This window comes from Nocardia tenerifensis NBRC 101015, assembly GCF_000308715.1.
Taxonomy (GTDB): domain Bacteria; phylum Actinomycetota; class Actinomycetes; order Mycobacteriales; family Mycobacteriaceae; genus Nocardia; species Nocardia tenerifensis.
Window position 1 is genome coordinate 1 of record NZ_BAGH01000579.1, and the last position, 22,618, is coordinate 22,618.

Genomic DNA, 22,618 nt, shown 5'->3' on the forward strand with positions numbered 1-22,618 from the left:
CTCGGGGGTGTACTCCAGCGAGCAGAGGTAGGTGACCGTCGAGGCGTCCGCCAGCGACAGCACCGCGTGGCCGAGCCCCTCGGACAGGAAGACCCAGCGCCGATCCACGTCGTCGAGGACCACGCTGTCCCACGTGCCGAAGGTCGGCGACCCGGGCCGCAGATCGACGACCACGTCCACGAACGCACCGCTGGTGCAGGTCACGTACTTCGCCTGTCCCGGTGGGTCTTCGGTGTAGTGGATGCCGCGCAGCACGCCCGCGGCCGAGGTCGAGGTGTTGATCTGGAGCAGGTCCAACGGCCGCCCGACCGCCTTCTCGAACTCCGACGCCTTGAACATCTCGGCGAAGACGCCGCGCTCGTCGCCGTGCATGGTCGGGGTGAACTCCCAGGCCCCCGGCACCGCCAGTTCCCGAATTCGCATGGTCACCACTCCCGTCCGTGCTCGAGGAGGCCGAGCAGGTATCGGCCGTATCCGGAGCGCACCAGCGGCTCCGCCAGCTTGCACAGCTGTTCGTCGTCGATGTAGCCCATCCGCCAGGCGACCTCTTCGGGCACGCCGATCTTCAACCCCTGCCGCTCCTCGACGGTGCGGACGTAGTTGGCCGCGTCGAGCAGCGAGTCGAAGGTGCCGGTGTCCAGCCACGCGGTGCCGCGGGCAAGCACGTCCACCTGCAGGCGGCCCTGTTCCAGATAGGTCCGGTTGATATCGGTGATCTCGTACTCGCCGCGGTCGGAGGGGCGCAGGCCGCGGGCGATCTCCACCACGTCGTTGTCGTAGAAGTACAGGCCGGGGATGGCGTAGTTCGAGCGCGGCACCTTGGGCTTCTCCTCGATGGAGACGGCCTTGCCGTCGGCGAACTCGATCACGCCGTAGGCGGTCGGGTCCGACACCCAGTACGCGAACACCGCGGCGCCGTCCAGATCGTGGAACCGGCGCAGCCGGGTACCGAGCGCGGGGCCGTGAAAGATGTTGTCGCCCAGCACCAGTGCGGCCGAATCGGCGCCGATGTGCGCGGACCCGAGAACGAACGCCTGCGCCAGGCCGTCCGGCTGCGCCTGCACCACGTAGTCGATGGTCAGCCCGTACTGCGAACCATCGCCGAGCAACCGCCGGAACGCGCCGGCGTCCTCGGGGGTGGTGATCACCAGAATGTCGCGGATGTCGGCCAGCATCAAGGTCGACAACGGGTAGTACACCATCGGCTTGTCGTACACCGGGACAAGCTGTTTGCTCACCCCGCGCGTGATCGGATGCAGCCGCGAGCCCGCCCCGCCCGCCAGTATTATGCCCTTCACAACCGGCCCTCCCTGTCAGCTCGGCTGCGCGGTGAGCACTCGATCACCGACCAGTCGCTCCAGTTGCTCGACCACCGCGAAGGGCGTCGGTCGCGACCGGATGTCGTCGCGCAGTTCGGCTGCCGCGGTGCGGAATTCGGCATCGAACAGCCGTCGCACGACGGCATCGATATCGCCGTCGGTGAGGTCGGCGCCGGGCAGGTGCAGCCCGGCTCCGCTCTCGCGCACCCGCTCGCCGTGCACGACCTCGTCCGGCATGTGCGAGATGACCAGTTGCGCAACACCATTGGCGGCGGCAGTCAGCACGCTGCCTGCGCCGCCGCCGTTGACGAGCACCGAACAGGTCGCGGCGAGCGCGTCCAGCGGTACCGGGCCGAGGTGGACCACGTTGCCGGGCACGTCGTCGAACAGCGCGCGCTGATCCTCGGTGACGGCGACGGCGAGTTCGACGTCGCGGCGGGCGAGCGCGGCGACCACCCGCGGCGCGAGCACCATGTGGTCGAAGCCGAGCGTGGACTTCGATGTGCCCCAGGTGATTCCGATGCGTGGTCGGCGGGATGGCTCGAGTAGCCAAGGTTGGAGCACCGCCGGGCCGTTGTAGGGGATGAAGCGAATGGGGCTGCGCGACCGGCCGTCGTCGAGCTGCAATCGCGACGGCGCGGGATCGAGGGTGATCGTGCCGTTCACCCCGATGCGGGTCAGGCCGTAGGGCGCGGCGAGCTCGCCGACGATCTCCTGCTCGTACTCCTCGATGGGCGCGGTGAAGTCGATGCTCCACAGGTGCCGGACGGTGGGCACGCCGAGCAGTGTGCCGATCAGGGGGCCGACGAGCCCGGTCGGTTCGAAGACGACCAGATCCGGACGCCAGCGCTCGGCGAAGGCCACCGCGTCGGCGGCCTGCGCCCGCGCCGCGGCCGCCGCGAGCCCGAAACCGATGAGCTGGCGCTGCTTCTCCTGCTGGGCGGCGACCGTGGGGTCGTTGCTGAGCACCTCGGTCTCGGGTTTCCATGCGCGCCGGGAGGATTCGGTGCGCAGCACCGCGAAGGAGTCGTAGTCCGGGCCCGCGCCGAACGCGGGCAGCCCGGTGCCGAGAATGGTCGGGACCATATCCGGGTTGCTCACCACCACGACCTCGTGGCCGCGGGCGCGCAGCGCCCAGCCGAGCGGCGCCAACGGGCGCAGATGGCCCGGAATGTTCCAGGTTGCGATCAGGACGCGCATCTTCTTCGTCTCCATCCCCAGGTTCGCCGGCCGGCGCGAGTCGTGTGCACAGCGTCCTGCGGCGCGCTCGAAGATCGCTGTAGCAGCGGTCGGCGCGGACATCATCGGGCACGTCCAGGGGCGCTGGACTCGCGCTCCGGTCGTTCTCGACCCGGGACCGCGAGCATCGGGGTACTGCGAGCAGAGCGGAGGGATAGGCGTGACGCGGACGGCGGTGCTGATCGGCGGCAGCGGTTACGTCGGCGGCGGGATCGGCCGGGCGCTGACCGCTCGCGGGTTCGCCGTGGTGTCGGTCGGCCGGGCCCGCTTCGACCTGCTGGCCAGGCCGGTCGCGGAGCTGACCGAGCTGCTCGCCTGCGCCGATCTCGTCGTCAACGCGGCCGGCGCGCTGTGGCGGGCCAGCGACCGGGAGATGGCGGACTCGAATGTCGTGCTGGTGCGGCGGCTCGTGGAGGCGATCGACGCGATGGCGCGGCCCGTGCCGCTGATCCACATCGGTTCCGCGTACGAATACGGGGTCGCCCAGGCGGGCGGGGCGCGCGGCGTGGACGAGCCGACCCCGCCGCGCCCCGTATCCGCTTACGGCCGAACCAAACTCGCCGCCACCGAGTGCCTGAGCAGATGGGGCGGCAGCGCGGTGGTGCTGCGCTGTTCGACGGTGATCGGGGCTGGTGCGCCGCGCGCGAGCCTGTTCGGCTCGGTGGCGCATCGCCTGGCCGACCTGGCCGCCCACCCGGGCGCGCGGCAGGTGCTCGAACTGCCGACCTTGCGCGGCACGGTCGACGTGCTCGACCTGCGCGATCTGGGGTCGGCGGTGCTCGCGGCCGATCGCTGGCTGTCGCGCCACCCCGCGCCCGGCGTCGACATCGTCAATATCGCCTCCGGCAATCCCGTCCGCGTCGACCGCGCCGTCCAGCGGTTGATCGAGCTCAGCGCGCTGCGCGTGCGCGTGGTCACCGCCGAGCGCCCGAACGTGTCGGGCGGGTCCGCCAACGGCGCCCCGCGCATCCGCATCACGAAAGCCGCGCAAACCCTCGGCTGGACACCACGTTTCGGAGTCGACGACGCGCTGCACGCCCTCTGGAGCTACACCAGTGCCGGCCTGATCCGTCCGAACGCCTAGGCCGCCGAGCGAAAATTTCATAGGCGCGGACCAGATGCTGTTCCGTACGGTCGATCTCGGACTCGATCACCACGGGAGGCGCGAATGGCGAATGTTTCGATACCGCAGCTCTGGGGCGGCGATCTGCCGCGGACGTTGGATTTCTATCGCACCCTCGGCTACACGGTCACTCGGGAGATGACCAAGCCGTACACCTACGGCGAGGTGCGGCGCGACGGGTTCGAACTGCACTTCGGGCCGACGCCGAAGGGCATCAGCGCGGAGCAGGCCTATATCGGCTGTCTGGTCAAGGTGGACGACGCGGCCCGCTGGCACGCGGAGTTCAGTGCGGCGCTGCGGGCCCACTACGGCCGGGTGCCCGCGCGTGGGCTGCCCAGGATCACTCGATTCCGGCCTGGGCAGACCCGATTCACCGTCGTCGACCCGGTCGGCAACTCCGTCATTTATCTACAGCACGATATTCCGAAACTGAAATACGGTGGAGCGCAGCATCTCTCGGGCCTGGCGCGTGTGCTGGACAACGCGCGCAACTATCGCGAGTTCAAGTCCGACGACGAAGCCGCCGCCAGGATCCTGGAGACCGGTCTGCGCCGCTTCGGGGCGGCGGCGAGTCCCGTGGAACGGGGGCATGCTATGGCTATGCTTGCTGAAATTGCCGCTGCCGCAGGCGATTCGGATCGGGTAGCCGCGCTCGTCGCCGAGATCGGCGCACTGGAACTTGACGCGGACGATCAGGGTGTGATCGCTGCTGAGCTGCGGTTGGTCGCCGATTTGCGGCACTGGCTGTCGGACTGAGAACGGGTCGCGTGCTCGTGGGGGTCATCGGGTGAGTAGGCGCTGAATGGTGAACGGATTGCGGTGCTTTATGTTACGAGCGAAGCCCAGTAGTCGCTCAGCGCTTGGTCCACGGTGCGGGTGGCCCGCCAGCCGAGGGTTTGTTCGGCGGTGTCGGTGGCGACTTCCAGCCAGTTCGTGTCGGCGCCGAGGGCGGTGGGGCCGGTCGCCGACTCGATGACGTCGGTGGGCACCGCGCTGATCTCGATCAACCGGTCGACCAGGTGCCGCACCGGAACTGCTTGCCCGGCACCGATATTCACCACCGTAGGTGGGTTTCGCGCGCGGGCGGCGGCTAGTACCGCCGCGCCGAGGTCGCGGACATCGATGAAGTCTCGGTGGGCGGACAGCGGCGACAGTTCGACACGCGCACGGCCTGTTCGGTGGTTCGCGAGTAGGCCGCCGACCCGCCCTATGAGAGTGCCTGGGTGCATGCCCGGGCCGATGCTGTTGGTCACGCGCAGGACGATGCCGTCGGTTCGGCCGTCGGCCACGGCCGCGAGAACCACCCTCGTCGCGGCCAATTTCACTCGGCCATAGACGGATTCGGGCTCGGTCGGAGCGGACTCGTCGAGCCGGCCCGCGGCGGGGAGTGGACCGTACTCCAGCACGCTGCCCAGATGTACGTAGCGACTGCGTGATTCGGGAACCGCCGCCAGCGCGGCGAGCGTGGTCTCGGCGGGGGCGATCAGCGATCGACGCATGCGGGGCTCATCGAGGCCCCAGTACGTGCCTGCCGCATTGACCACCACGGCGGGCCGGTATCGCCGGAGCAGCTCGCTCAGCGGGCGAGGATCCTCGGTGCCGAGGTCGAGTGAGATGTGTTCCGTACCAGCGGATCCCGCCGCGCGCGAGACCGAGACGGCCCGATAGCCACCGCCGCACAGCGCGGCGACGATATGCGGGCCGACGAAACCCGTGCCGCCGAGCACGAAGGCGGTGTCGTGGTCGCTCATCGAACCCAGTGTCCGGCCGGGCCTTCGAGAACCGCTAGGGCGTGGTTAGAAGCGGACGCGGTTCTCCCGAACCTCCAGCGAAGTTCGAGGGCGCGCGACCACCCTCAGGGGACGACTCGCCGAACGGCGACTCGTACCCAGCACGGCTCGTGCGCGCTCCTCGCGCAGGCCACGCGCCGAACCCGCACCGCCCAGGAGGACGCATGCACATCGTCGACCTGTCCTCGCCAGTGGACAGCGAGCAGTACGAACCCGACCCGGTCGAGCACACCGTGCTCACCCCGGCACAGGGCGCTCGGCACATGAGCGAGGAGATGGCCGAGCACTTCGGGCTCGGCTTCGAGGTGGACGACCTGCCCGACGGCGAGTTCCTCTCGCTGGACCGGCTGTCGCTCACCACGCACACCGGCACGCACGTCGACGCCCCGTCGCACTACGGAACGCGTGCGTCCTACCGCGATGGCGGTCCCCGGCACATCGACGAGATGCCGCTGGACTGGTTCCATCGTCCCGGCCTCGTCCTCGACCTGACCGACGCGCCGACCGGCGCCGTCGGCAAGGACGTGCTCGAGCGCGAGTTCGCGCGGATCGGCAGGCTGCCCGAGCCGATGGACATCGTGCTGCTGCACACCGGCGCGCAACGGCATCAGGGCACCCCGAAGTACTTCACCGACTTCGCCGGGCTCGACGGGCCGGCCACGAACTACCTGCTGGACCTGGGGGTGAAGGTGATCGGCACGGACGCGTTCAGCCTCGACGCGCCGTTCACCGACATCATCGCCCGCTACCGGGAGACCAGGGATCGGTCGGTGCTGTGGCCCGCGCACTTCGCCGGGCGCGACCGGGAGTACTGCCAGGTGGAGCGGCTGTCGAACCTGGAAAGCCTTCCGTCGCAGGGGTTTACCGTCGTGTGCTTCCCGATCAAGGTGGCGCGGGCGGGCGCGGGGTGGGCGCGGGCCGTGGCATTGGTGGACGAGTCGTGAGCGTGGACGAGATTCCGGCCCGCCGGAGATCCCGGCTGCCGTCGCTGACCGGCCTGCGCTGGATCGCGGCGCTGATGGTGTTCACCACGCACGCCGCGTTCCAACCCGGACTGTTGCCGCCCGGCACCGCCTCCCGGACGTTCATGGACGTGGTCGAGGCGGGCGGCTACATCGGCGTCGGCTTCTTCTTCGTGCTCAGCGGTTTCGTGCTCACCTGGTCGGCGCGCGAGCAGGACACCCCGGGCCGGTTCTGGCGGCGGCGGTTCTTCAAGGTCTACCCGAACCACTTCGTCGCGTTCCTGATCGCGATCGCACTGATGCTGCTCACCGGGCGCGAGATCGTCGGCTGGGTGCAGCAACTCCTGCTGGTGCACGCGTGGTGGCCGGACCTCGACGTGGCCTTCGGGGTCAACGACGTGAGCTGGTCGCTGTCGGTGGAGGCGCTGTTCTATCTGTCCTTCCCGCTGCTGATCGTGCTGGTGCGCAAGATAAGACCGGAGCGGCTGTGGTGGTGGGCGAGCGGGATCATGGCCGCGGTGCTGCTGATGCCGATGGTAGCCAAGCTGTTGCCGTCCGAGCCGCAGGTGTGGTGGGAGGCCACGCCGGAGTACGAGTACTGGTTCGTGTACGTGTTCCCGCCGGTGCGCGCGCTGGACTTCGTGCTCGGCATGGTGATGGCGCGGATCGTCATGACGGGCCACTGGCCGCGGGTTCGCGCGCTGTGGGCCGGCCTGGCGTTCGTCGCCGGATACCTGGCGGCGTCGTTCCTGCCGACCACGTTCGCGATCGTGGCGGCCACCGTCGTGCCGCTGGCCTTCCTCATCCCGGCCGCGGCCGCCGCCGACATCGAGGGCAGGCCGTCGTGGCTGGCCAGTCGCCAGATGGTCTGGCTGGGTGACGTCTCGTTCGCGTTCTATCTGCTGCACGAACTGGTGCTGTACAACATGTATCGGCTCTACGGCACCGAGTTCCAGCCGACCCTGGCGCAGGCGATCGGCCTGTGGACGCTGGGTCTCGGCGGGACGATTCTGCTGGCGTGGGGGATGCACCGGTTCGTGGAGCTGCCGATGCAGCGCCGCTTCTCCAGTCCGCGCAAGTCGGTCACGCCGCGGGAGCCGCGTTCGGCGCAGTCCTGATCGGCCCGGCGGGGAGCAGTTATGTGCGAACGCTACCCAAGCTTGGTTAGAGTGTCCGAAAGATCTACCCAGGAGGCCTCCGGGGACGTATTCGCTTTCATACCAAGGACATTGGAGAACTGTGAAGATTCTCGTTTCCGGCGCCACCGGCACGGTCGGCCGCAATGTGGTCGAGCTGCTGCTGATCGGCGGCGCCGAAGTCCGGGCGTTGACCAGGCGCCCAGAGAGAGCTGAGTTACCCGCCGCGGCGGAGATCGTCGGCGGTGATCTGGCGAAGCCCGAGGAGTTGTCCGGGGTGTTCGACGGCGTCGACCGGATGTATCTGATCGTGGCGGGGGAGACGACCGAGCAGGTCGTCAAGGCCGCCGAGCAGGCCGGTGCGCACCGGGTCGTCACCCTTTCTTGCGCCTGCGCGGGCTCGGCGAACAGCCCGGGCGGCGAGTACCACCGCGCGGCGGAGGCGGCGGTGGAGCGGTCCGGCCTGGAATGGACGCACGTGCGGCCCGGCACGTTCGCGAGCACGCTGCTGAACTGGGCCGAGCCCATCAAGACCACCGGCCTCGTGCGCCTGCCGTACGACAACGCCAGGCAGGCGCCCGTGGACGAGCTGGACGTGGCCGCCGTCGCCGCGGCCGCACTGCTGGAGGACTCGCATGTGGGCAAGGTTTATACCCTGTCCGGCCCCGCGGCGCTGACCAAGAGCGAGCAGTTCGCCACGATCGGCGAGGTCGTCGGCGCGGACGTGCGTTTCGAGGAGATCACCCCGCAGCAGTGGCGTGCGGAGAGCGGCGAGCGCTTCCCGCGTGACGTGATGGACCGGCTGCTGGACTGCTGGGAGGACGCGCTGGTCAACCCGGAGCCCGTGCTGCCGGACGTCGAGAGGGTGCTCGAGCGCCCGGCTCGGCCGCTGTCGGAGTGGGCGGATCTGCACTTCTACGATTTCCGCTGACGATGAGTCTCGTTGGCCGAGTGGGGATTTGGACAAGGCTGTCCATCATCCCCACTCGGGCGGCGAACGGTGTGCGGGGGTGGGCCGGGTTCAGCGCATCCGGGCCGCCGCGCCGGCCAGCATGGCGGGCCGGGTGGTGCTGGTGAGGATGTGGGCGTCGTCGTCGACGCCCAGGATCGCCGCGTGCAGTTCCTGCAGGCTGCGTTCCGGGTCGAGACCCAGTTCGTTGACCAGGCTGACGCGCAGCCGGTGGAACACCTCCAACGCCTGGGCCCGCCGCCCGCTCAGGTGTAGCGCGCGCATGTACTGAGCGTGCAGGCGTTCGTTGAGCGGGTGCTCGGCGCACAGCGCGGCGAGCCGGGACAGGACCTCCCGATAGCGGCCGAGCCGCAGCTCGGCGTCGAGCATGTACTCGATGGTGACGAGTCTCGACTCGGACAGCTGGAGTGCTTTGGACTCCAGCACCCGGCCCGCGGCGATGTCCACCAGCGCGGGGCCGCGCCAGGTGCGCAGGGCGGCGTCGAGGTCGGCGATGCCCTCCTCGTCGTTCCCGTTGGCCAGCGCGGCCAATCCGGAGTCGACGAGGGCCTCGTAGCGATGCATGTCGAGCGCGTTCGGCTCGACGTGGAGCAGATACCCCCCTGGCCGGGTGATCAGGATCTGTTTGGCGACCTCCGTAGCGGACATACCCGTGACACCGACGAAGTACTTGCGCAGGTTGAGCACGTAGGTCTGGAGCGTTGTGAGCCCGCTCGCCGGTGGTAGCTCATCCCAGAGGTCGGTGATCAGTGAGGACACCGGTACCACCTGATCCGAGTGAACGAGCAGCATCGCCAGTACGGTCCGTAGTTTCGGAGCGCTGGGAACGTTGGACTTCCCCTGATGCTCTACTGAGAGTGGGCCGAGCACGCCAAATTCCATATTTCCCCCTAAACGGCGGCACCCCTTTGGCGGTACCTAGCCTCGAGAATTGGGGACGGGTGATCCCCCTGGATCTTCGTCTCTCCCGGACCAAAAGCCTGGTCGGTACGTTTCGACGCTATACCGATTTGCCTGTTTTCGTCAACGGAACGCGACAAGGTCGAGCAGGGTTGTGCCCGTGGCTATTTGGGGCTTGACCCATCGTCGGATCTGGCCGCGGCGGAGCCATAAGCGCCGGTAGGGTGGTTGCCCCCGGTGGTGGCTGCAATACGGAAACCAGTTGGAGCGCAGGCGAATATATATCTGCTATTGACAAAGTAACATCGATTGTGATGTGTTCCATTGCATTTCGCGTCCATCCGGACACGGATGCGTGGCCCTTCGCGGCCCTACCGGCCAGGCCGACTGTGCGACCCGGGAAGTCGAGCTGTCGGGTTACCGCCGCGCTACCGACGCCGAGGGGGCGCGCGATGGTCGAGCGGTCCGGTGGCCGGCGTTGTGGCTCCCATCGCGTCTCTCGACGCATCCCGCAGGTTAAATCCCCAGGTCAACGACTTTCTATGTGCGCGAGCGCCCGCCGTCGGGATAGCTTGAGGGCATGAAGATTCTCGTTACTGGTGCCACCGGAAACATCGGCCGGATGGTCGTGAACCACCTTGTGGATCTGGGGGCGGATGATATTCGCGCACTGTCGAACCACCCGGAACGGACCTCGTTCCCGTCTCAGGTCGAGGTGGTCAAGGGCTACCTGAAGCGGCCGTCCTCGCTACCCCCCGCCTTCGAGGGCGTCGACCGGATGTATCTGGCGCCGACGCTCGAAACCGTCACCGAGGTAGTCGATTTGGCGCGTCAGGCGGGCATCGGGCAGATCGTCGACCTGTCCGGCGACGAGAACACCAACTGGCATCCGGTCGCGCAAGCGGTCGAGAAGTCGGGCGTCGGCTGGACGCACCTGTGGACGGGCGAGTTCATGGAGAACTCCACCGACTGGGCGGAGCAGATCCGCGCGACGGGCGGGGTCCGCGAGCCATACCCGGAGTCGGGCAACGCCCCGATCGCCATGGACGACATCGCCCGGGTCGCCGCGGCGATCCTGGTCGGCGAGGGTCACCTCGGCAAGACCTACACCCTCACCGGACCCGAAACCATCACCAGGGCACAGCGTTTGCAGTACCTGGCCGACGCGATCGGCCGCGAGCTGACCTTCGTGACCGTGCCGCCCGAGGAGCTCATCGCGGCCCTCGAGCCCGCCATGGGCGATTACGCGGGGTATTTCGTCAACGGCCTGGCCGCCAGGGTCGACGACCCGCAGCTCGCCACCGGCACGGTGGCCGAACTCACCGGGCGCGCCACCACGTTCGCCGAGTGGGCCACCGCCAACGCCGACCTGTTCCGGTAGTCGGCCGAATCGTCTAGTCGGTCGAATCGTCGCACGGTACCGCGAGGGTGGTCTCGCGGGTCGTAAAGGGCACGCTCGCAATGGTTTCGGTGGTGCGAGCGTGCCCGCGATCCCACCGAAGTTCGAGCGTCTTTCGAACCGACCCTCTAGCCGAGTGCGACAAGGTGGATCCGGGCCACGACGCAACCTCAGCTGAAGCGGGTCCCGTCAGAAAGGAAGCGTGAATTCATGGCAGAACGCGTTGTCTCCACCGCTGACCTCCAGCTGTGGACCGAAGACTTCGGCGACCCCGGCGATCCGCCGCTGCTGCTGCTCGGCGCGCACAGCTCGCGGGGCTGGCCCGACGAGTTCGTCGAGCTGCTCGCGGCGAACGGTCTGCACGTCATCCGGTACGACCACCGCGACACCGGCCGAACGGTCTCCCTGGACGCCGACCAGAAGCCTTACACCTTCTACGAACTCGCCGCCGACGCGATCGCGGTCCTGGACGGCTGGGGCATCGACCGGGTCCACCTGGTCTGCTTCGCGCTGGGCGCCGCGACCGGGCAGCTCATGGCCATCGACTACCCCGATCGGCTGCGCAGCCTCACCATGACCGGCGCGGCCGCGCTGACCGTCGACTTCTTCACCAGCTGCCACTGCGCCTACAGCGGGGAGCCGACCCCGAGCGGGCTGCCCGCCCCGCGGCGCGAGGCGCTCGACCTGATCATGGGGTCGCCGATCCTCGACGACGTCGACGCCGAGCTCGATCGGCGGGTCGAGCTGGCCAGGGTGCTCTCCGGCTCCGGGCTGCCCTTCGACCCGGCCGAGTTCCGGCGCTGGGAGGAGCGGGAGATCGCGCACTCCGGCATCGCGGGGCGGAACTCGCCGAATATCGACGACAGCGCCGACATCACCGGCCGCGGCAGTGAATTGGCGAACGTCACCGCCCCGACGCTGGTGATCCAGGGCCCGCTGGACCCGGTGCACCAGCCGCCGCACAGCGCGTTCCTCGCCGACTCGATCCCGGGCGGCCGGCTCCTCGAGCTGCCCGGCCTCGGCCACACCTTCCCGACCGCCGTTCATCGTGCGCTGGTCGACGCGATCGTCGAGCACGTCCGGCGCGCCGAGGAAGCGCTCGCCACCGCCTGATACCCCGTCGACAAGGACCCGCGCGCCGAACCGGTGCGCGGGTCCTTTGCACTCCGCCGTCGCCGCGAGGGCTTCTCCAGTGGACTTCGACCGGCTACCACCAGGTTGGAGGGACATCCAGTCGAGAGGCGGTAGGTCGTGAGTGCAGCGGTACGGGAGAAGACATACGAGGACATCTGCGCCGAGGTGGGCAGGTTCTACGCCAGGCACGTCCAGCTGATGGACGAGGGGCGCGCCGAGGAGGCCGCCGACACGTTCACCGAGGAGGCCAGCATGGTCTCCCCGCCCAAGATCTCCACCCCCATCGTCGGGCGGGCCGCGCTGGCCGCCGGCCTGCGGGCCAACGCGGATCAGCTTGCCGCGGACGGCATTCGGTACCGGCGGTGCTACAGCACCATCCTGGTCGAGGTGCGCGACGACGGGTCGGTGTTCGCCAGGTCCTATGTGCAGGTGATCAGGACCGAACGGGACAAGGGGTCCTACCTGCACGCGATGTGCGTGTGCGAGGACGTGCTGGTGCGCACCGACGGTGAGCTGAAAGTCGCTGAGCGGGTGGCCATTCGGGACGACGACTCGATCTGACCGCCATCCGATCTCCACCGCGCTGCGAGCGGGCCTGCCTAGTTTCAGGCATATGACCTCGAAGACAAGACGCGGTGTGATCGTCACCGGCGGCGGGACCGGAATCGGACGGGCGCTCGCCCATGGCTACGCCGAGGAGCACGAGGTGCTCGTGGTGGGGCGGACGGAGTCCGCGCTGCGGGAGACGGCGGAGGGACACGAGCACATTCACGTGCTCGCGGCCGACATCACCGATCCCGGCTCCGCCGACCTGGTCGTCAAGACCGCGCAGCGCGCGCTGGGGCGGATCGACGTCCTGATCAACAACGCGGCGACGGCGGCCCCGGCCCCGCTCGCGGACATCGAGCGGGGCAGCGCCGAGGCCGAGGTGGCGGTGAATCTGCTTGCGCCCCTTTTCCTTACCCAGGCGGCGCTCGACGCGCTCGCCGAGACCCGGGGCACCGTGCTGAACATGAGCAGCTCGGGCGCGTCCGGCGGGCGCGCGTGGCCGGGGTTCTCGGTGTACGGGGCCACCAAGGTCGCGCTGGAGTTCCTCACCCGGACGTGGTCGATCGAGCTGGCGCCCAGGGGGATTCGGGTCGTGGCGATCGCGGCCGGCGTGGTGGAGTCCGGCATGGGCGTGCGCATGGGCTCCACACCGGAGCAGTACCGCGCCTTCCTCACCGACATCGCGTCCAGGACGCCGGCCGGCCGTGTCGGTAAGCCCGCTGAGATCACCTGGTGGGCAAGGCAATTGACGGCGCAGGAGGCCGAGTACGCCACCGGTTCGGTCGTAGTCGTGGACGGAGGCTTGAGCCTGTTGTGAGTCCAGATTTTAGCCGGGTGCGAGGCGCACGGCCCACCGTTGACAGCACAGGGAAAACGATCTCAGGAGCACCACGATGACAGTTTCGGCCCAGGACGCCAGGACCCGCTACGACGCGACCGCCAAGGGCGTCGTCACCTTCGTCAATACCTTCACCGTGACCGGCGACCCGGCGGCGTTCGAGCAGGTGTTCGCCGACATCTCGGAGTTCATGGCCGCGCAGCCGGGCTTCCTCCAGTTCACCCTGTCCAAGCACGTGGACCCCGCGCGGGCGAACGAGTACGTGAACATCGCGCTGTGGACCGATGTCCAGGCGTGGAAGGACGCCATCGCCGCGCCCGGCTTCGACGACCACGCCGTCAAGCTCCGGGCGCTGGCGACCAACGTCGCCAACCTTTACGAGCCGAGGCTGGAGTTCGTCAAGGCCTGAGCCGGCCCGCAACCCGTGAGGATGTCTGAAGATGAAACGTCGTGTCGTCATGACCGGCATCGGGGTCGTCGCACCCGGTGGCACCGGTGCCAAGCCGTTCTGGGATCTGTTGTCGTCCGGCCGCACCGCGACGCGGCGGATCACGTCGTTCGACGCGGGGCGGTTCCGTTCGCAGGTCGCCGCCGAGTGTGACTTCGATCCGGCGGCCGAAGGCCTTACCCCGCAACAGATTCGGCGGATGGACCGGGCCGCGCAGCTGGCCGTGGTCAGCACGCGGGAGTGCCTCGCCGACAGCGGCGTCGACCTCGCCGCGCTCGACCCGGGCCGCACCGGTGTGGTGGTCGGCAGCGCCGTCGGCTGCACGATGGGGCTGGAGCAGGAGTACGTCGTGGTGTCCAACGGCGGGCAGCACTGGAACGTCGACGAGGCCTACGCGGTCGGGCACCTCTACAACCACTTCATCCCGAGTTCCCTGGCGACCGAGGTGGCCTGGGAGGTAGGCGCGGAGGGACCGGTGTCCACGGTCTCCACCGGCTGCACCTCCGGGCTGGACTCGGTAGGGCACGCGGTCGAGCTGATCGCCGAGGGGTCGGCCGACGTGGTGGTCGGCGGCGCCACCGACGCGCCGATCTCCCCGATCACGCTGGCCTGCTTCGACGCGATCAAGGCCACGACGCCGCGCAACGACGACCCGGAGCACGCGTCGCGGCCCTTCGACGGCACCCGCAACGGTTTCGTGCTCGGCGAGGGCTCGGCAATGTTCGTGTTCGAGGAGTACGAGCACGCCCGCAGGCGCGGCGCGCGCATATACGCCGAGGTCGCGGGCTACGCCACGCGCTGCAACGCCTATCACATGACCGGCCTGCGGCCCGACGGTGTGGAGATGGCCGAGGCGATCCGGGCGGCCATGGGCCAGGCCGAGGTGAACGCCGAGGACGTGGACTACGTCAACGCGCACGGCTCGGGCACGGTGCAGAACGATCGGCACGAGACGGCCGCGTTCAAGCGCAGCCTCGGCGAGCACGCGTACCGCGTGCCGGTGAGCTCCATCAAGTCGATGATCGGCCACTCGCTCGGCGCGATCGGCTCGCTGGAGATCGCCGCGTGCGCGCTGGCGATCCGCGACGATCTGGTGCCGCCGACGGCGAACCTGCACGAGCCGGACCCGGCCTGCGACCTGGACTACGTGCCGCTGACCGCCCGCGAGACGCCGGTCGACACGGTGCTGACCGTCGGCAGCGGTTTCGGCGGCTTCCAGAGCGCCATGATCCTGCGGCAAGTCGCATGAGGACGGTCATCACGGGCATGGGCGTGATCGCCGCGACCGGGCTGAACGCCGGCGAGCACTGGGCGAATACGCTTGCCGGACAACGGAAAATCGGCCGGATCACCGCGTTCGACCCGTCGGGTTACTCGGCGACGCTGGCCGGGGAGGTCACCGGCTTCACCGCCGCGGATCATCTGCCGGGCCGGCTGCTGCCGCAGACCGACCGGATGACCCAGCTGGCGCTGGTGGCCGCCGATCACGCGCTGGCCGACTCGGCCGTGGACGGCTCCGCGCCCTCCGGTTTCGACGTCGGCGTGGTGACGGCGAGCTCGGCGGGCGGCTTCGAGTTCGGCCACCGCGAGCTGGACAAGCTGTGGCGCAAGGGACCTCAGCACGTCAGCGCCTATCAGTCGTTCGCCTGGTTCTACGCGGTGAACACCGGCCAGATCTCCATCCGGCACGGAATGCGCGGTCCCGGAGGCGTTCTGGTCACCGAGCAGGCGGGCGGGCTGGACGCGCTGGCGCTGGCCAGGCGGCGGGTGCGCGCGGGCCAGCCCGCGATGGTGTGCGGAGCGGTCGACGGCTCGCCGTCCCCGTGGACCTGGGTCGCGCAGCTCACCAGCGGCCGGATCAGCACCTGCGCCGACCCCGAGCGCGCCTATCTGCCGTTCGACGCCGCGGCCTCGGGTCATGTGCCCGGCGACGGCGGGGCGCTGTTCGTCATGGAGTCCGCGGAGTCCGCGACGGCACGCGGCGCGACGTCCTGGTACGGCGAAGTAGCCGGTTATTCGGCCACTTTCGACCCGCCGCCGGGTTCGGGGCGGCCCGGCACGCTGCGCCGCGCCATCGAGGGCGCGCTCGCCGATGCCGAACTCGACCCGGCCGAGGTCGACGTCGTTTTCGCCGATGCGGCGGGCCTGCCCGAACTGGACCGGGCCGAGGCCGACGCGCTGCGCGCGGTGTTCGGCCCGCGCGGTGTTCCGGTCACCGCGCCCAAGACCATGACCGGCCGGCTCAGCAGCGGCGGCGCGGCGCTCGACGTCGCCACCGCGCTGCTCGCCCTGCGGCACGGTCGCATCCCGGCCACCGCCGGGGTCACCGATCCGGTCGCCGGCTACGAGCTGGATCTGGTGACCGAGACCAGGGCGCTGCCGCTGTCGGTGGCGCTGGTCGTCGCCCGCGGTCACGGCGGCTTCAACGCCGCGATGGTGCTGACCGTCCAGGGCCACAAGGGAATTCGACGAACCACGGAGGAAGCGGCATGACCAGGACGGACACGGACCTCGGTAGGCGCTTGCTGACCGAGCGCGGCATGCACTTCCTGTTCGCGCACGGCGGCGACCCGTACGCGGTGATGCTGCGCGCCGAGGACGAGGACGAGGCGGCCCTCACCGCGCGGATCAAGGAGCGTGGGCCGATCTATCGCAGCAGGCCCGGCGCGTGGGTGGTCAGCGATCCCGAACTCGCCGAGCGAGTGCTCACCGATCCGCGCTTCGGCGCCGAGCTGCCCGCCGGGCATGTGCTCGCTGAGGTGAACCCGTTCCTCGAAACCGATTGGACCGCACCGCCTTCCACCGGCGGCGTGGCGCTCGACGGACTGTTCGTGCGGTTCGATCTCGTGCGCGACGCGCTGCGCCCCGCGGTGGCCTGGCTGGCCGCGGAGGTGCTCACCGTGCCACGCGCGGATCTCGCCGCGTATACCCGGTACGCCGTCGCGGCCGGGCCCGCGGTGGACGCGGTGCTCTGCGCGCCGCGGCTGGCGGACGCGCACGCGGTCGTCGACGCCTGCGCGGGCCTGCGAAAGCTGGTGCCGGACAACGCCCTGCTGCTGTCCGTCCTCGGCGTCGAGCTCGCGGCGACATGGGCCGCCGAGGCCGCGCACACGCTGCTCGCCGAGCCGGCGCGCTGGCGCGCCCTGTCCGCCGAACCCGTTGCGGCGGGCGCGATTCTGGACAATGTGCTCGCCGAGCGCCCGCCGATGCGGCTCGACAGCCGGGTGGCCCGCGCGGATCTGCGCCTGGGCGCCGAGCGGATCACGCAGGGCGATGAGGTCGTCGTGCACGTCGGCGCGGCCGGGATCGGCCTGCGCGGCGTGCCGCGGATCGCGGCGTTCACCCGCGCCGCGGCGGCGACTGTGCTTGCCGCCCTTGCCATTCGGTTCCCGCACCTGCACCTCGACGGCGCGCCGGTGCGGCGGCTGCGCGCACCGGTGACCGGGGCGCTGATCCGCCTGCCGGTCGACTCGACCGCCATCGACCCCCACTGACGAGGAGCCGTCCGCAATGCGAGTACTCATGACGTCTCTCGCGGTAGAGGCGCACTTCAACGGGACCGTGCCGCTGGCGTGGGCGCTGCGCGCGGCCGGACACGAGGTGCGTTTCGCCAGCCAGCCCGCGCTGACCAAGGCGATCACCCAGGCCGGGCTGACAGCCGTCCCCGTCGGCGCCGACCACACCCACCACGAGATCGTGCGCGATCTGGGGGAGGAGCTGACCGGCTTCTACCGCGACATCGACTTCACCGGTCAGCGCGGCGGCCCGCGCGACCGCAAGGCCGCCAATTCGCTGCTCACCGCGACCTTTTACGCCCAGGCCAACAACGACTCCATGGTCGATGAGCTGGTCGCCTACGCCCGCTGGTGGCAGCCGGACCTGGTGATCTGGGAGCCGTTCTCCTTCGCGGGCGGGGTCGCCGCCCGCGCCTGCGGCGCCGCGGGCGCCCGGTTGCTCTGGGGCCCTGACCTTTTCGGTCTGTCGCGGGAGGGCTTGCGGGCCGATATCGCCGCGCTGCCACCCGAGCGGCGCGACGACGCCCTCGAGGAGTGGCTGACCTGGACCCTGGCCCGCCACGGCCTCGACTACGACGAGCGGGTCGTCACCGGGCACTTCACCATCGACCAGATGCCCGAGGGCGTGCGGCTGCCCAGCCGCGCCGAGTCCATCCCCATGCGGTACGTGCCGTACAACGGCCTGTCCGCGGTGCCGGATTGGTTGCGGGAGAACCCGATTCGGCCGCGAATCTGCCTGACCCTCGGCATCACCTCGCGGGACATGGCCTACCCGAACCTGATCTCGCCGGGCGAGCTCTTCGACGCGGTCGCGGACCTGGACGTGGAGATCGTGGCCACGCTCAACGAGGCCCAGGCGGCCGAGGTCGGCCCGGTGCCCGGCAACACGCGGGTGGTGGACTTCGTGCCGCTGCACGCCCTGATGCCCACCTGTGCGGCCATCGTCCACCACGGCGGCGCGGGCACCTGGTCCACCGCGGCCGTGTACGGCGTGCCGCAACTGGTGGTCGCGGGCATGTGGGACAACGTCTATCGCGCCGAGCGGCTCAGCGAACTCGGTGCGGGGATCTACCTTCCGCCGCACGAGCTGACCGGAAACCTGTTGCGGGAGGGCGTGCTTCGGCTGCTCGAGGAGCCCGCGTTCCGATCGGGCGCGCAGGCCCTGCGCGACCGCATGCTCGCCGAGCCGAGCCCCGGCGAGGTGGTGGAGTCGCTGGTCGACGCCGCCGCCCGCTACAGCCCCCAGCTGACGCACTAGCAATCCGACATCGCATCACAACGAGGAGCAGCCATGGCGTTATTCGCCGTACTTGCCACGCAGGACCCGGCACCGGGGGAGGCGAAGGAGTTCCGGGAGCGTCTCGGCGAGGGCTTCGCCTACACGCGGGCCCTGGTGGAGAAGGGCATCATCCGGCACAGCTGGATCCGGGTCGGCGCGTCCGGCGGGCTCAATATCTACGACGTCGACTCGCACGAGGAACTGCTGCGGGTGCTGTACGACAACCCGGTCAGCCCGCACCTGAAGTTCGAGGTGATCCCGCTGGCCGTGCCCGGCGCCTTCGACCAGCTGTCGGTCTGGAACAAGCAGGCGGAGCGGTCGTGAGCGAGCTGATGGACCGGCTGCTGCGCGCGGGCACCGCCGCCGACGCCGAGATCTCCTTGCTCGTCAAGGAGGAGGGCGTGGACGCGGTGCTCGACGCCCTGGTCGACGAGGTGCTGTACCGCGCGTCCGTGCCCGCCAATCCCGAGCCGGTGCACATCGCCCTCGACGTCACGCACGACGCCGAGGCCCGCCGCGTGGTGTTCCGCTGTGTCGGCGGCGAGCGCATCGTGCGCGCGGAAGGTGAAGCGCCCGTTGAGATCTGCCGCGAACTAGGCATGACGCTGACCCACCTGGTCCGCCGTATTTATGGCAGGCCCGATCAACGCCGCACCGGCGACTTCAGCGACGTCTTCCTGCCCGCCCGCCCCGACGATCTGTCCCGGCTGCCCGGCCTGGTCGTCGCCACCAGCCTCGCCTCCGGCGCGCTGATGAACGGGCTCACCATCCCGCGCGACGACCTCGGCGCGCTGTGCTCGTCGTCCGGTTCGGACAAGTGGGCCAGCTTCCATTGGTACACCGGGCATTACGAGCGAGAGTTCGCCCCGTACCGGGACGAGCCGGTGCGCATCCTGGAGATCGGCATCGGCGGCTTCGACGGCGACTTGGGCGGCGGCTCGCTGCGCATGTGGAAGCGGTACTTCCACCGCGGCCAGATCTTCGGGCTCGACCTGTTCGACAAGTCCGCGCTGAACGAGCCCCGGTTGACCGCGCTGGTCTGCGATCAGAGCGACCCGGCGGCGCTGGCCGCGCTCGCGCGCGAGCACGGTCCGTTCGACATCGTCATCGACGACGGCAGCCACGAGAACCAGCACGTGCGAATCTCTTTCGACGCGCTGTTCCCCTTCGTGCGGCCCGGCGGGCTCTACGTCATCGAGGACATGCAGACCGCCTACATCCCGCGCATGGGCGGCACCGAGGGTCCGTCGGCGGGCCCCGACACCTCCATCGGCCTGATCAAGCGGCTGGTGGACGACCTGCACTACCACGAGCACAGCCCCGCGGTCGCCCCGACGGTGACCCAGCGGGACGTGGTCGGGGTGCGGGCGTATCGCAATATCGCCTTCGTCGAGAAGGGCACCAACGGCGAGGTCGGCATCCCGCCGTGGATGGACGACGCGGCGTGGGCGGCGCTGGGCGCCCATACGCCCACCGAGTGATTCCCCGAGGAGACTTCAGTGAACACAACCGTCCGAACCGGACCGATGCCCGACCAGTCGGTGGCCGAACTGCTGACCGAGGTCCGCGGCTACGCCGAACCCGACCCGCCCGCGCTGAGCCTGCCGCCGCAGATGTTCACCTCGCCGGAGGTGTACGAACTGGAGCGGGAGCGAATCTTCCAACGCAGCTGGATCATGGTGGCGCACACCGATCAGCTGGTCGCCGCCGGCGACTATGTCGCGCTGTCCATCGCGGGCGAGCCGGTGGCGATCACCCGGGGTGAGGACGGGCGGCTGCACGGCATGTCGCCGGTGTGCCGTCACCGGGCGATGCCGCTGGTGGAGCCGGGCGAGGGCACGGTGAAGGACTTCACCTGCTCCTATCATCTGTGGCGCTACAACCTGGACGGCTCGCTGCGCGCGGCGACCTATATGCGCGACAACCCCGACTTCGAGCCGGCCACCTGCCGGCTGCCCGGCTTCGCGGTGCGCGAGTGGCACGGACTGATCTTCGTCAACCTCGACGCCGAAGCCCGCTCGTTCGAACCGGATCTGGCCATCGTCGATACCGAGATGACCAACTACCGGCTCGACGACATGGTCCAGGTGAACCACTGGACCGAGGAGTGGGGCTGCAACTGGAAGGTCGCGGTCGAGAACGGGTACGAGAACTACCACGCCATCGGCCTGCACCCGGAAACCGTGCGCCCCTTGATGACCGGCGGCATCGACATGACCGTGCACCTGGACTCGCCGTGGGTCGCCCGCCTGCTCAGCGCCGCGGGCACCCCGTTCGAGACGCCCAACCTGCCGCTCACCGAGGCCGAGCGCTCGATCATGTACAGCTACCGGATGTTCCCCTGCGGCGCGGTCGCGACCTTCGGCGAGTCCATCGCCTGGATCAGCATCATCCCGCTGTCGCTGGACCGCACCCAGGTCCGCGGCGGCACCCTGGTGCCGCGCCAGGCGCTCGAGCACGTCTCGCGCGAGGTGATGCGCAAGGAGGTCGAGTCGATCACCAGCGTCATCAACGCCGAGGACCAGGCGGGCATGGAGGCGGTGCAGCGCACCCTCCACTCGCGCTTCATCGAGCGCGGCCACCTCAGCACCAAAGAACCCGGCGTGCTCGCGTTCTACCGCCAGCTCGCGCTCGCACTCACCTCGGAGGTCTGACCCATGGGCGGTCCGCACGTTTCCCCGGCACTGCGCGCGATGATGGACGACTACGTGCACGCCCGCGTGCACGAGCCGGTCCGGTTCGACGAGAAGGCCAATCGCTGGGAGGTGCTGCGCTACGCCGACGGCGTGCGGGTGATCTCCGACTTCGAGGTGTTCTCCAACGATCTCAGCGCGTTCATCCCGGACCACGAGGAGCTGCGCAACTTCAGCAAGGGCAACTTCCAGGCGATGGACGAGCCGCGGCACAAGGAGTTACGCGGGCTGGTCACCCAGGGATTCACGCCGAAGTTCGTGCAGAGCCTGGTGCCCAGGGTCGAGCAGGTCGCCGCCGAGCTGCTCGACGCGACCCTGGAGCGCGGCCAGGAGCGGGTCGACATGGTGAGCGAGCTGGCGGCCCCGCTGCCGGTGATCGTCATCGCCGAGGTGATGGGCCTGCCGGTGGCCGACCGGCACCTGTTCCGCAAGTGGGCCGACGCGCTGCTGGTCGACAACGGCGTCGACGCGCTGTTCAGCGAGGAGGGCGTGGCCGCCATGGCGCCGTCCATTCGGGAGATGAACCAGTATCTGCTCAGCCACGTCGACAGCTATCGCCGCTCCAGCAAGGACGGCCTGATCCGCGACCTGCTGGACGCGGAGCTGAACGGCCGCAAGCTCGACGACTTCGAGATCCTCGGATTCCTCGCGCTGCTGCTCATCGCCGGGCACCTCACCACAAGCACCGTGCTCACCAACGCGCTGCTGTGCCTAGACGAAAACCCCGGACTGGCAAAGGAATTGCGCGCCGACCGCACGCTGCTGCCGCCGATGATCGAGGAGGTCATGCGCTACCGGTCGCCGCTGGTGTGGATCAACCGGTGCGCGCTCACCGACGTCGAGGTGGGCGGCCGGCGGATTCCGAAGGGCGCGCTGGTCGGCACGTCGCTGATTTCGACCATGCGCGACGAGGCCGAGTTCGCCCAGCCGGACGTGTTCGACATCCACCGCAAGCAGGCCCGGCACCTGGCCTTCGGCAAGGGCATTCACTTCTGTCTCGGCGCTCCGCTGGCCAGGCAGGAGGCCCGCATCGCGCTGACCGCCCTGTTCGAGCGGTTCGAGGATTTCCGGGTGGCCGAGGACGAGGAGCTCGTGTACCACGACCCCAACGACATGAACGGCACCAAGAAGCTGCCGATGGATCTGGTGCGGCGATGACGGCCGCGCGAGGCGATGGCGCGGGCGTGCTCGACCGCACCGTCATCACGCCGGAGGACCCCCGGTACGCGGAGGTCACCACGGCCGCCAACGGCCGCTTCCGGTGCACGCCGCGCGCGGTGCACGTGCCCGCGTCGGCGGCGGAGGTGCTCGCGGCGGTACAGGG

At 69.5% G+C, this 22,618-nt stretch carries 23 protein-coding genes; 18 read left to right on the plus strand and 5 right to left on the minus strand.

Features of this window, described 5'->3' with window-relative positions:
• The 3 genes from ON39_RS38225 to ON39_RS38235 all read right to left on the minus strand — a co-directional run.
• Positions 1-423, minus strand: a 423-nt coding sequence (locus ON39_RS38225; protein WP_040741528.1) for a dTDP-4-dehydrorhamnose 3,5-epimerase family protein, incomplete at its 3' end; no start/stop codon positions are given.
• 2 nt (positions 424-425) lie between these two features.
• The gene (gene rfbA / locus ON39_RS38230) at positions 426-1,298 is read right to left on the minus strand and encodes a glucose-1-phosphate thymidylyltransferase RfbA (protein ID WP_040741498.1); all 873 of its coding nucleotides are present in this window, start codon (positions 1,296-1,298) and stop codon (positions 426-428) included.
• A gap of 15 nt (positions 1,299-1,313) precedes the next feature.
• Positions 1,314-2,519 (minus strand): nucleotide disphospho-sugar-binding domain-containing protein, encoded by a 1,206-nt coding sequence (locus ON39_RS38235; RefSeq protein ID WP_169335950.1) that lies wholly within the window; start codon positions 2,517-2,519, stop codon positions 1,314-1,316.
• Between the two features lie 199 nt (positions 2,520-2,718).
• Here ON39_RS38235 and ON39_RS38240 point away from each other — a divergent pair, with 199 nt between their 5' ends.
• Together ON39_RS38240 and ON39_RS38245 are read left to right on the plus strand one after the other, a co-directional pair.
• A complete protein-coding gene (locus tag ON39_RS38240) occupies positions 2,719-3,642 on the plus strand; it encodes an NAD-dependent epimerase/dehydratase family protein (RefSeq protein ID WP_051187639.1) in 924 nt (307 codons plus the stop codon).
• 84 nt (positions 3,643-3,726) lie between these two features.
• The gene (locus ON39_RS38245; protein WP_040741503.1) at positions 3,727-4,437 is read left to right on the plus strand and encodes a DUF8817 family protein; all 711 of its coding nucleotides are present in this window, start codon (positions 3,727-3,729) and stop codon (positions 4,435-4,437) included.
• A gap of 68 nt (positions 4,438-4,505) precedes the next feature.
• Here the strand turns inward: ON39_RS38245 and ON39_RS38250 are convergent, their stop codons facing one another.
• Complete coding sequence (locus ON39_RS38250) at positions 4,506-5,432, minus strand: NAD-dependent epimerase/dehydratase family protein (RefSeq protein ID WP_040741506.1); 927 nt, start codon at positions 5,430-5,432, stop codon at positions 4,506-4,508.
• A gap of 203 nt (positions 5,433-5,635) precedes the next feature.
• Here ON39_RS38250 and ON39_RS38255 point away from each other — a divergent pair, with 203 nt between their 5' ends.
• From ON39_RS38255 to ON39_RS38265, 3 genes are all read left to right on the plus strand, one after another.
• Positions 5,636-6,415 (plus strand): cyclase family protein, encoded by a 780-nt coding sequence (locus tag ON39_RS38255; RefSeq protein WP_040741507.1) that lies wholly within the window; start codon positions 5,636-5,638, stop codon positions 6,413-6,415.
• Positions 6,412-7,551, plus strand: coding sequence for an acyltransferase family protein (locus ON39_RS38260; RefSeq protein ID WP_211336416.1), 1,140 nt, complete (start codon positions 6,412-6,414; stop codon positions 7,549-7,551). The genes ON39_RS38255 and ON39_RS38260 overlap by 4 nt, the downstream gene beginning before the upstream one ends.
• 121 nt (positions 7,552-7,672) lie before the next feature.
• Positions 7,673-8,500: an NAD(P)H-binding protein gene (locus ON39_RS38265; RefSeq protein ID WP_040741509.1), complete on the plus strand. Its 828-nt coding sequence runs from the start codon at positions 7,673-7,675 to the stop codon at positions 8,498-8,500.
• Positions 8,501-8,590: 90 nt separating this feature from the next.
• Here ON39_RS38265 and ON39_RS38270 read toward each other — a convergent pair whose 3' ends face one another.
• Positions 8,591-9,298, minus strand: a complete 708-nt coding sequence (locus ON39_RS38270) for an AfsR/SARP family transcriptional regulator (protein ID WP_246003086.1) — start codon at positions 9,296-9,298, stop codon at positions 8,591-8,593.
• 721 nt (positions 9,299-10,019) lie between these two features.
• Between ON39_RS38270 and ON39_RS38275 the strand changes: the two genes are divergently transcribed.
• From ON39_RS38275 to ON39_RS38335, 13 genes are all read left to right on the plus strand, one after another.
• Complete coding sequence (locus ON39_RS38275; RefSeq protein WP_040741510.1) at positions 10,020-10,820, plus strand: NmrA family NAD(P)-binding protein; 801 nt, start codon at positions 10,020-10,022, stop codon at positions 10,818-10,820.
• 228 nt (positions 10,821-11,048) lie between these two features.
• Complete coding sequence (locus ON39_RS38280) at positions 11,049-11,951, plus strand: alpha/beta fold hydrolase (protein ID WP_040741511.1); 903 nt, start codon at positions 11,049-11,051, stop codon at positions 11,949-11,951.
• Between the two features lie 138 nt (positions 11,952-12,089).
• Positions 12,090-12,533: a nuclear transport factor 2 family protein gene (locus ON39_RS38285; RefSeq protein WP_040741513.1), complete on the plus strand. Its 444-nt coding sequence runs from the start codon at positions 12,090-12,092 to the stop codon at positions 12,531-12,533.
• Positions 12,534-12,585: 52 nt separating this feature from the next.
• Positions 12,586-13,338, plus strand: a complete 753-nt coding sequence (locus ON39_RS38290; protein WP_174412615.1) for an SDR family NAD(P)-dependent oxidoreductase — start codon at positions 12,586-12,588, stop codon at positions 13,336-13,338.
• Positions 13,339-13,414: 76 nt separating this feature from the next.
• Complete coding sequence (locus tag ON39_RS38295) at positions 13,415-13,768, plus strand: antibiotic biosynthesis monooxygenase family protein (protein ID WP_040741517.1); 354 nt, start codon at positions 13,415-13,417, stop codon at positions 13,766-13,768.
• Between the two features lie 31 nt (positions 13,769-13,799).
• A complete protein-coding gene (locus ON39_RS38300) occupies positions 13,800-15,056 on the plus strand; it encodes a beta-ketoacyl-[acyl-carrier-protein] synthase family protein (protein ID WP_040741518.1) in 1,257 nt (418 codons plus the stop codon).
• Positions 15,053-16,300: a ketosynthase chain-length factor gene (locus tag ON39_RS38305; RefSeq protein WP_040741519.1), complete on the plus strand. Its 1,248-nt coding sequence runs from the start codon at positions 15,053-15,055 to the stop codon at positions 16,298-16,300. The genes ON39_RS38300 and ON39_RS38305 overlap by 4 nt, the downstream gene beginning before the upstream one ends.
• Positions 16,297-17,301 (plus strand): cytochrome P450 family protein, encoded by a 1,005-nt coding sequence (locus tag ON39_RS38310; protein WP_040741520.1) that lies wholly within the window; start codon positions 16,297-16,299, stop codon positions 17,299-17,301. Before ON39_RS38305 ends, ON39_RS38310 begins: the two co-directional genes overlap by 4 nt.
• Positions 17,302-17,317: 16 nt before the next feature.
• Positions 17,318-18,580 carry an activator-dependent family glycosyltransferase gene (locus ON39_RS38315; RefSeq protein WP_040741521.1) on the plus strand — a complete coding sequence of 421 codons (1,263 nt, stop codon included), beginning with the start codon at positions 17,318-17,320 and terminating at the stop codon, positions 18,578-18,580.
• A gap of 33 nt (positions 18,581-18,613) precedes the next feature.
• Entirely contained in the window at positions 18,614-18,925 is a 312-nt protein-coding gene (locus ON39_RS38320; RefSeq protein ID WP_040741522.1) for a muconolactone Delta-isomerase family protein, read from the plus strand.
• Positions 18,922-20,082: a class I SAM-dependent methyltransferase gene (locus tag ON39_RS38325; RefSeq protein WP_211336417.1), complete on the plus strand. Its 1,161-nt coding sequence runs from the start codon at positions 18,922-18,924 to the stop codon at positions 20,080-20,082. The genes ON39_RS38320 and ON39_RS38325 overlap by 4 nt, the downstream gene beginning before the upstream one ends.
• 18 nt (positions 20,083-20,100) lie before the next feature.
• Entirely contained in the window at positions 20,101-21,255 is a 1,155-nt protein-coding gene (locus ON39_RS38330; RefSeq protein ID WP_246003087.1) for an aromatic ring-hydroxylating oxygenase subunit alpha, read from the plus strand.
• Positions 21,256-21,258: 3 nt separating this feature from the next.
• Positions 21,259-22,452, plus strand: a complete 1,194-nt coding sequence (locus tag ON39_RS38335; protein ID WP_040741526.1) for a cytochrome P450 — start codon at positions 21,259-21,261, stop codon at positions 22,450-22,452.
• The last annotated feature ends 166 nt before the right edge of the window (positions 22,453-22,618 follow it).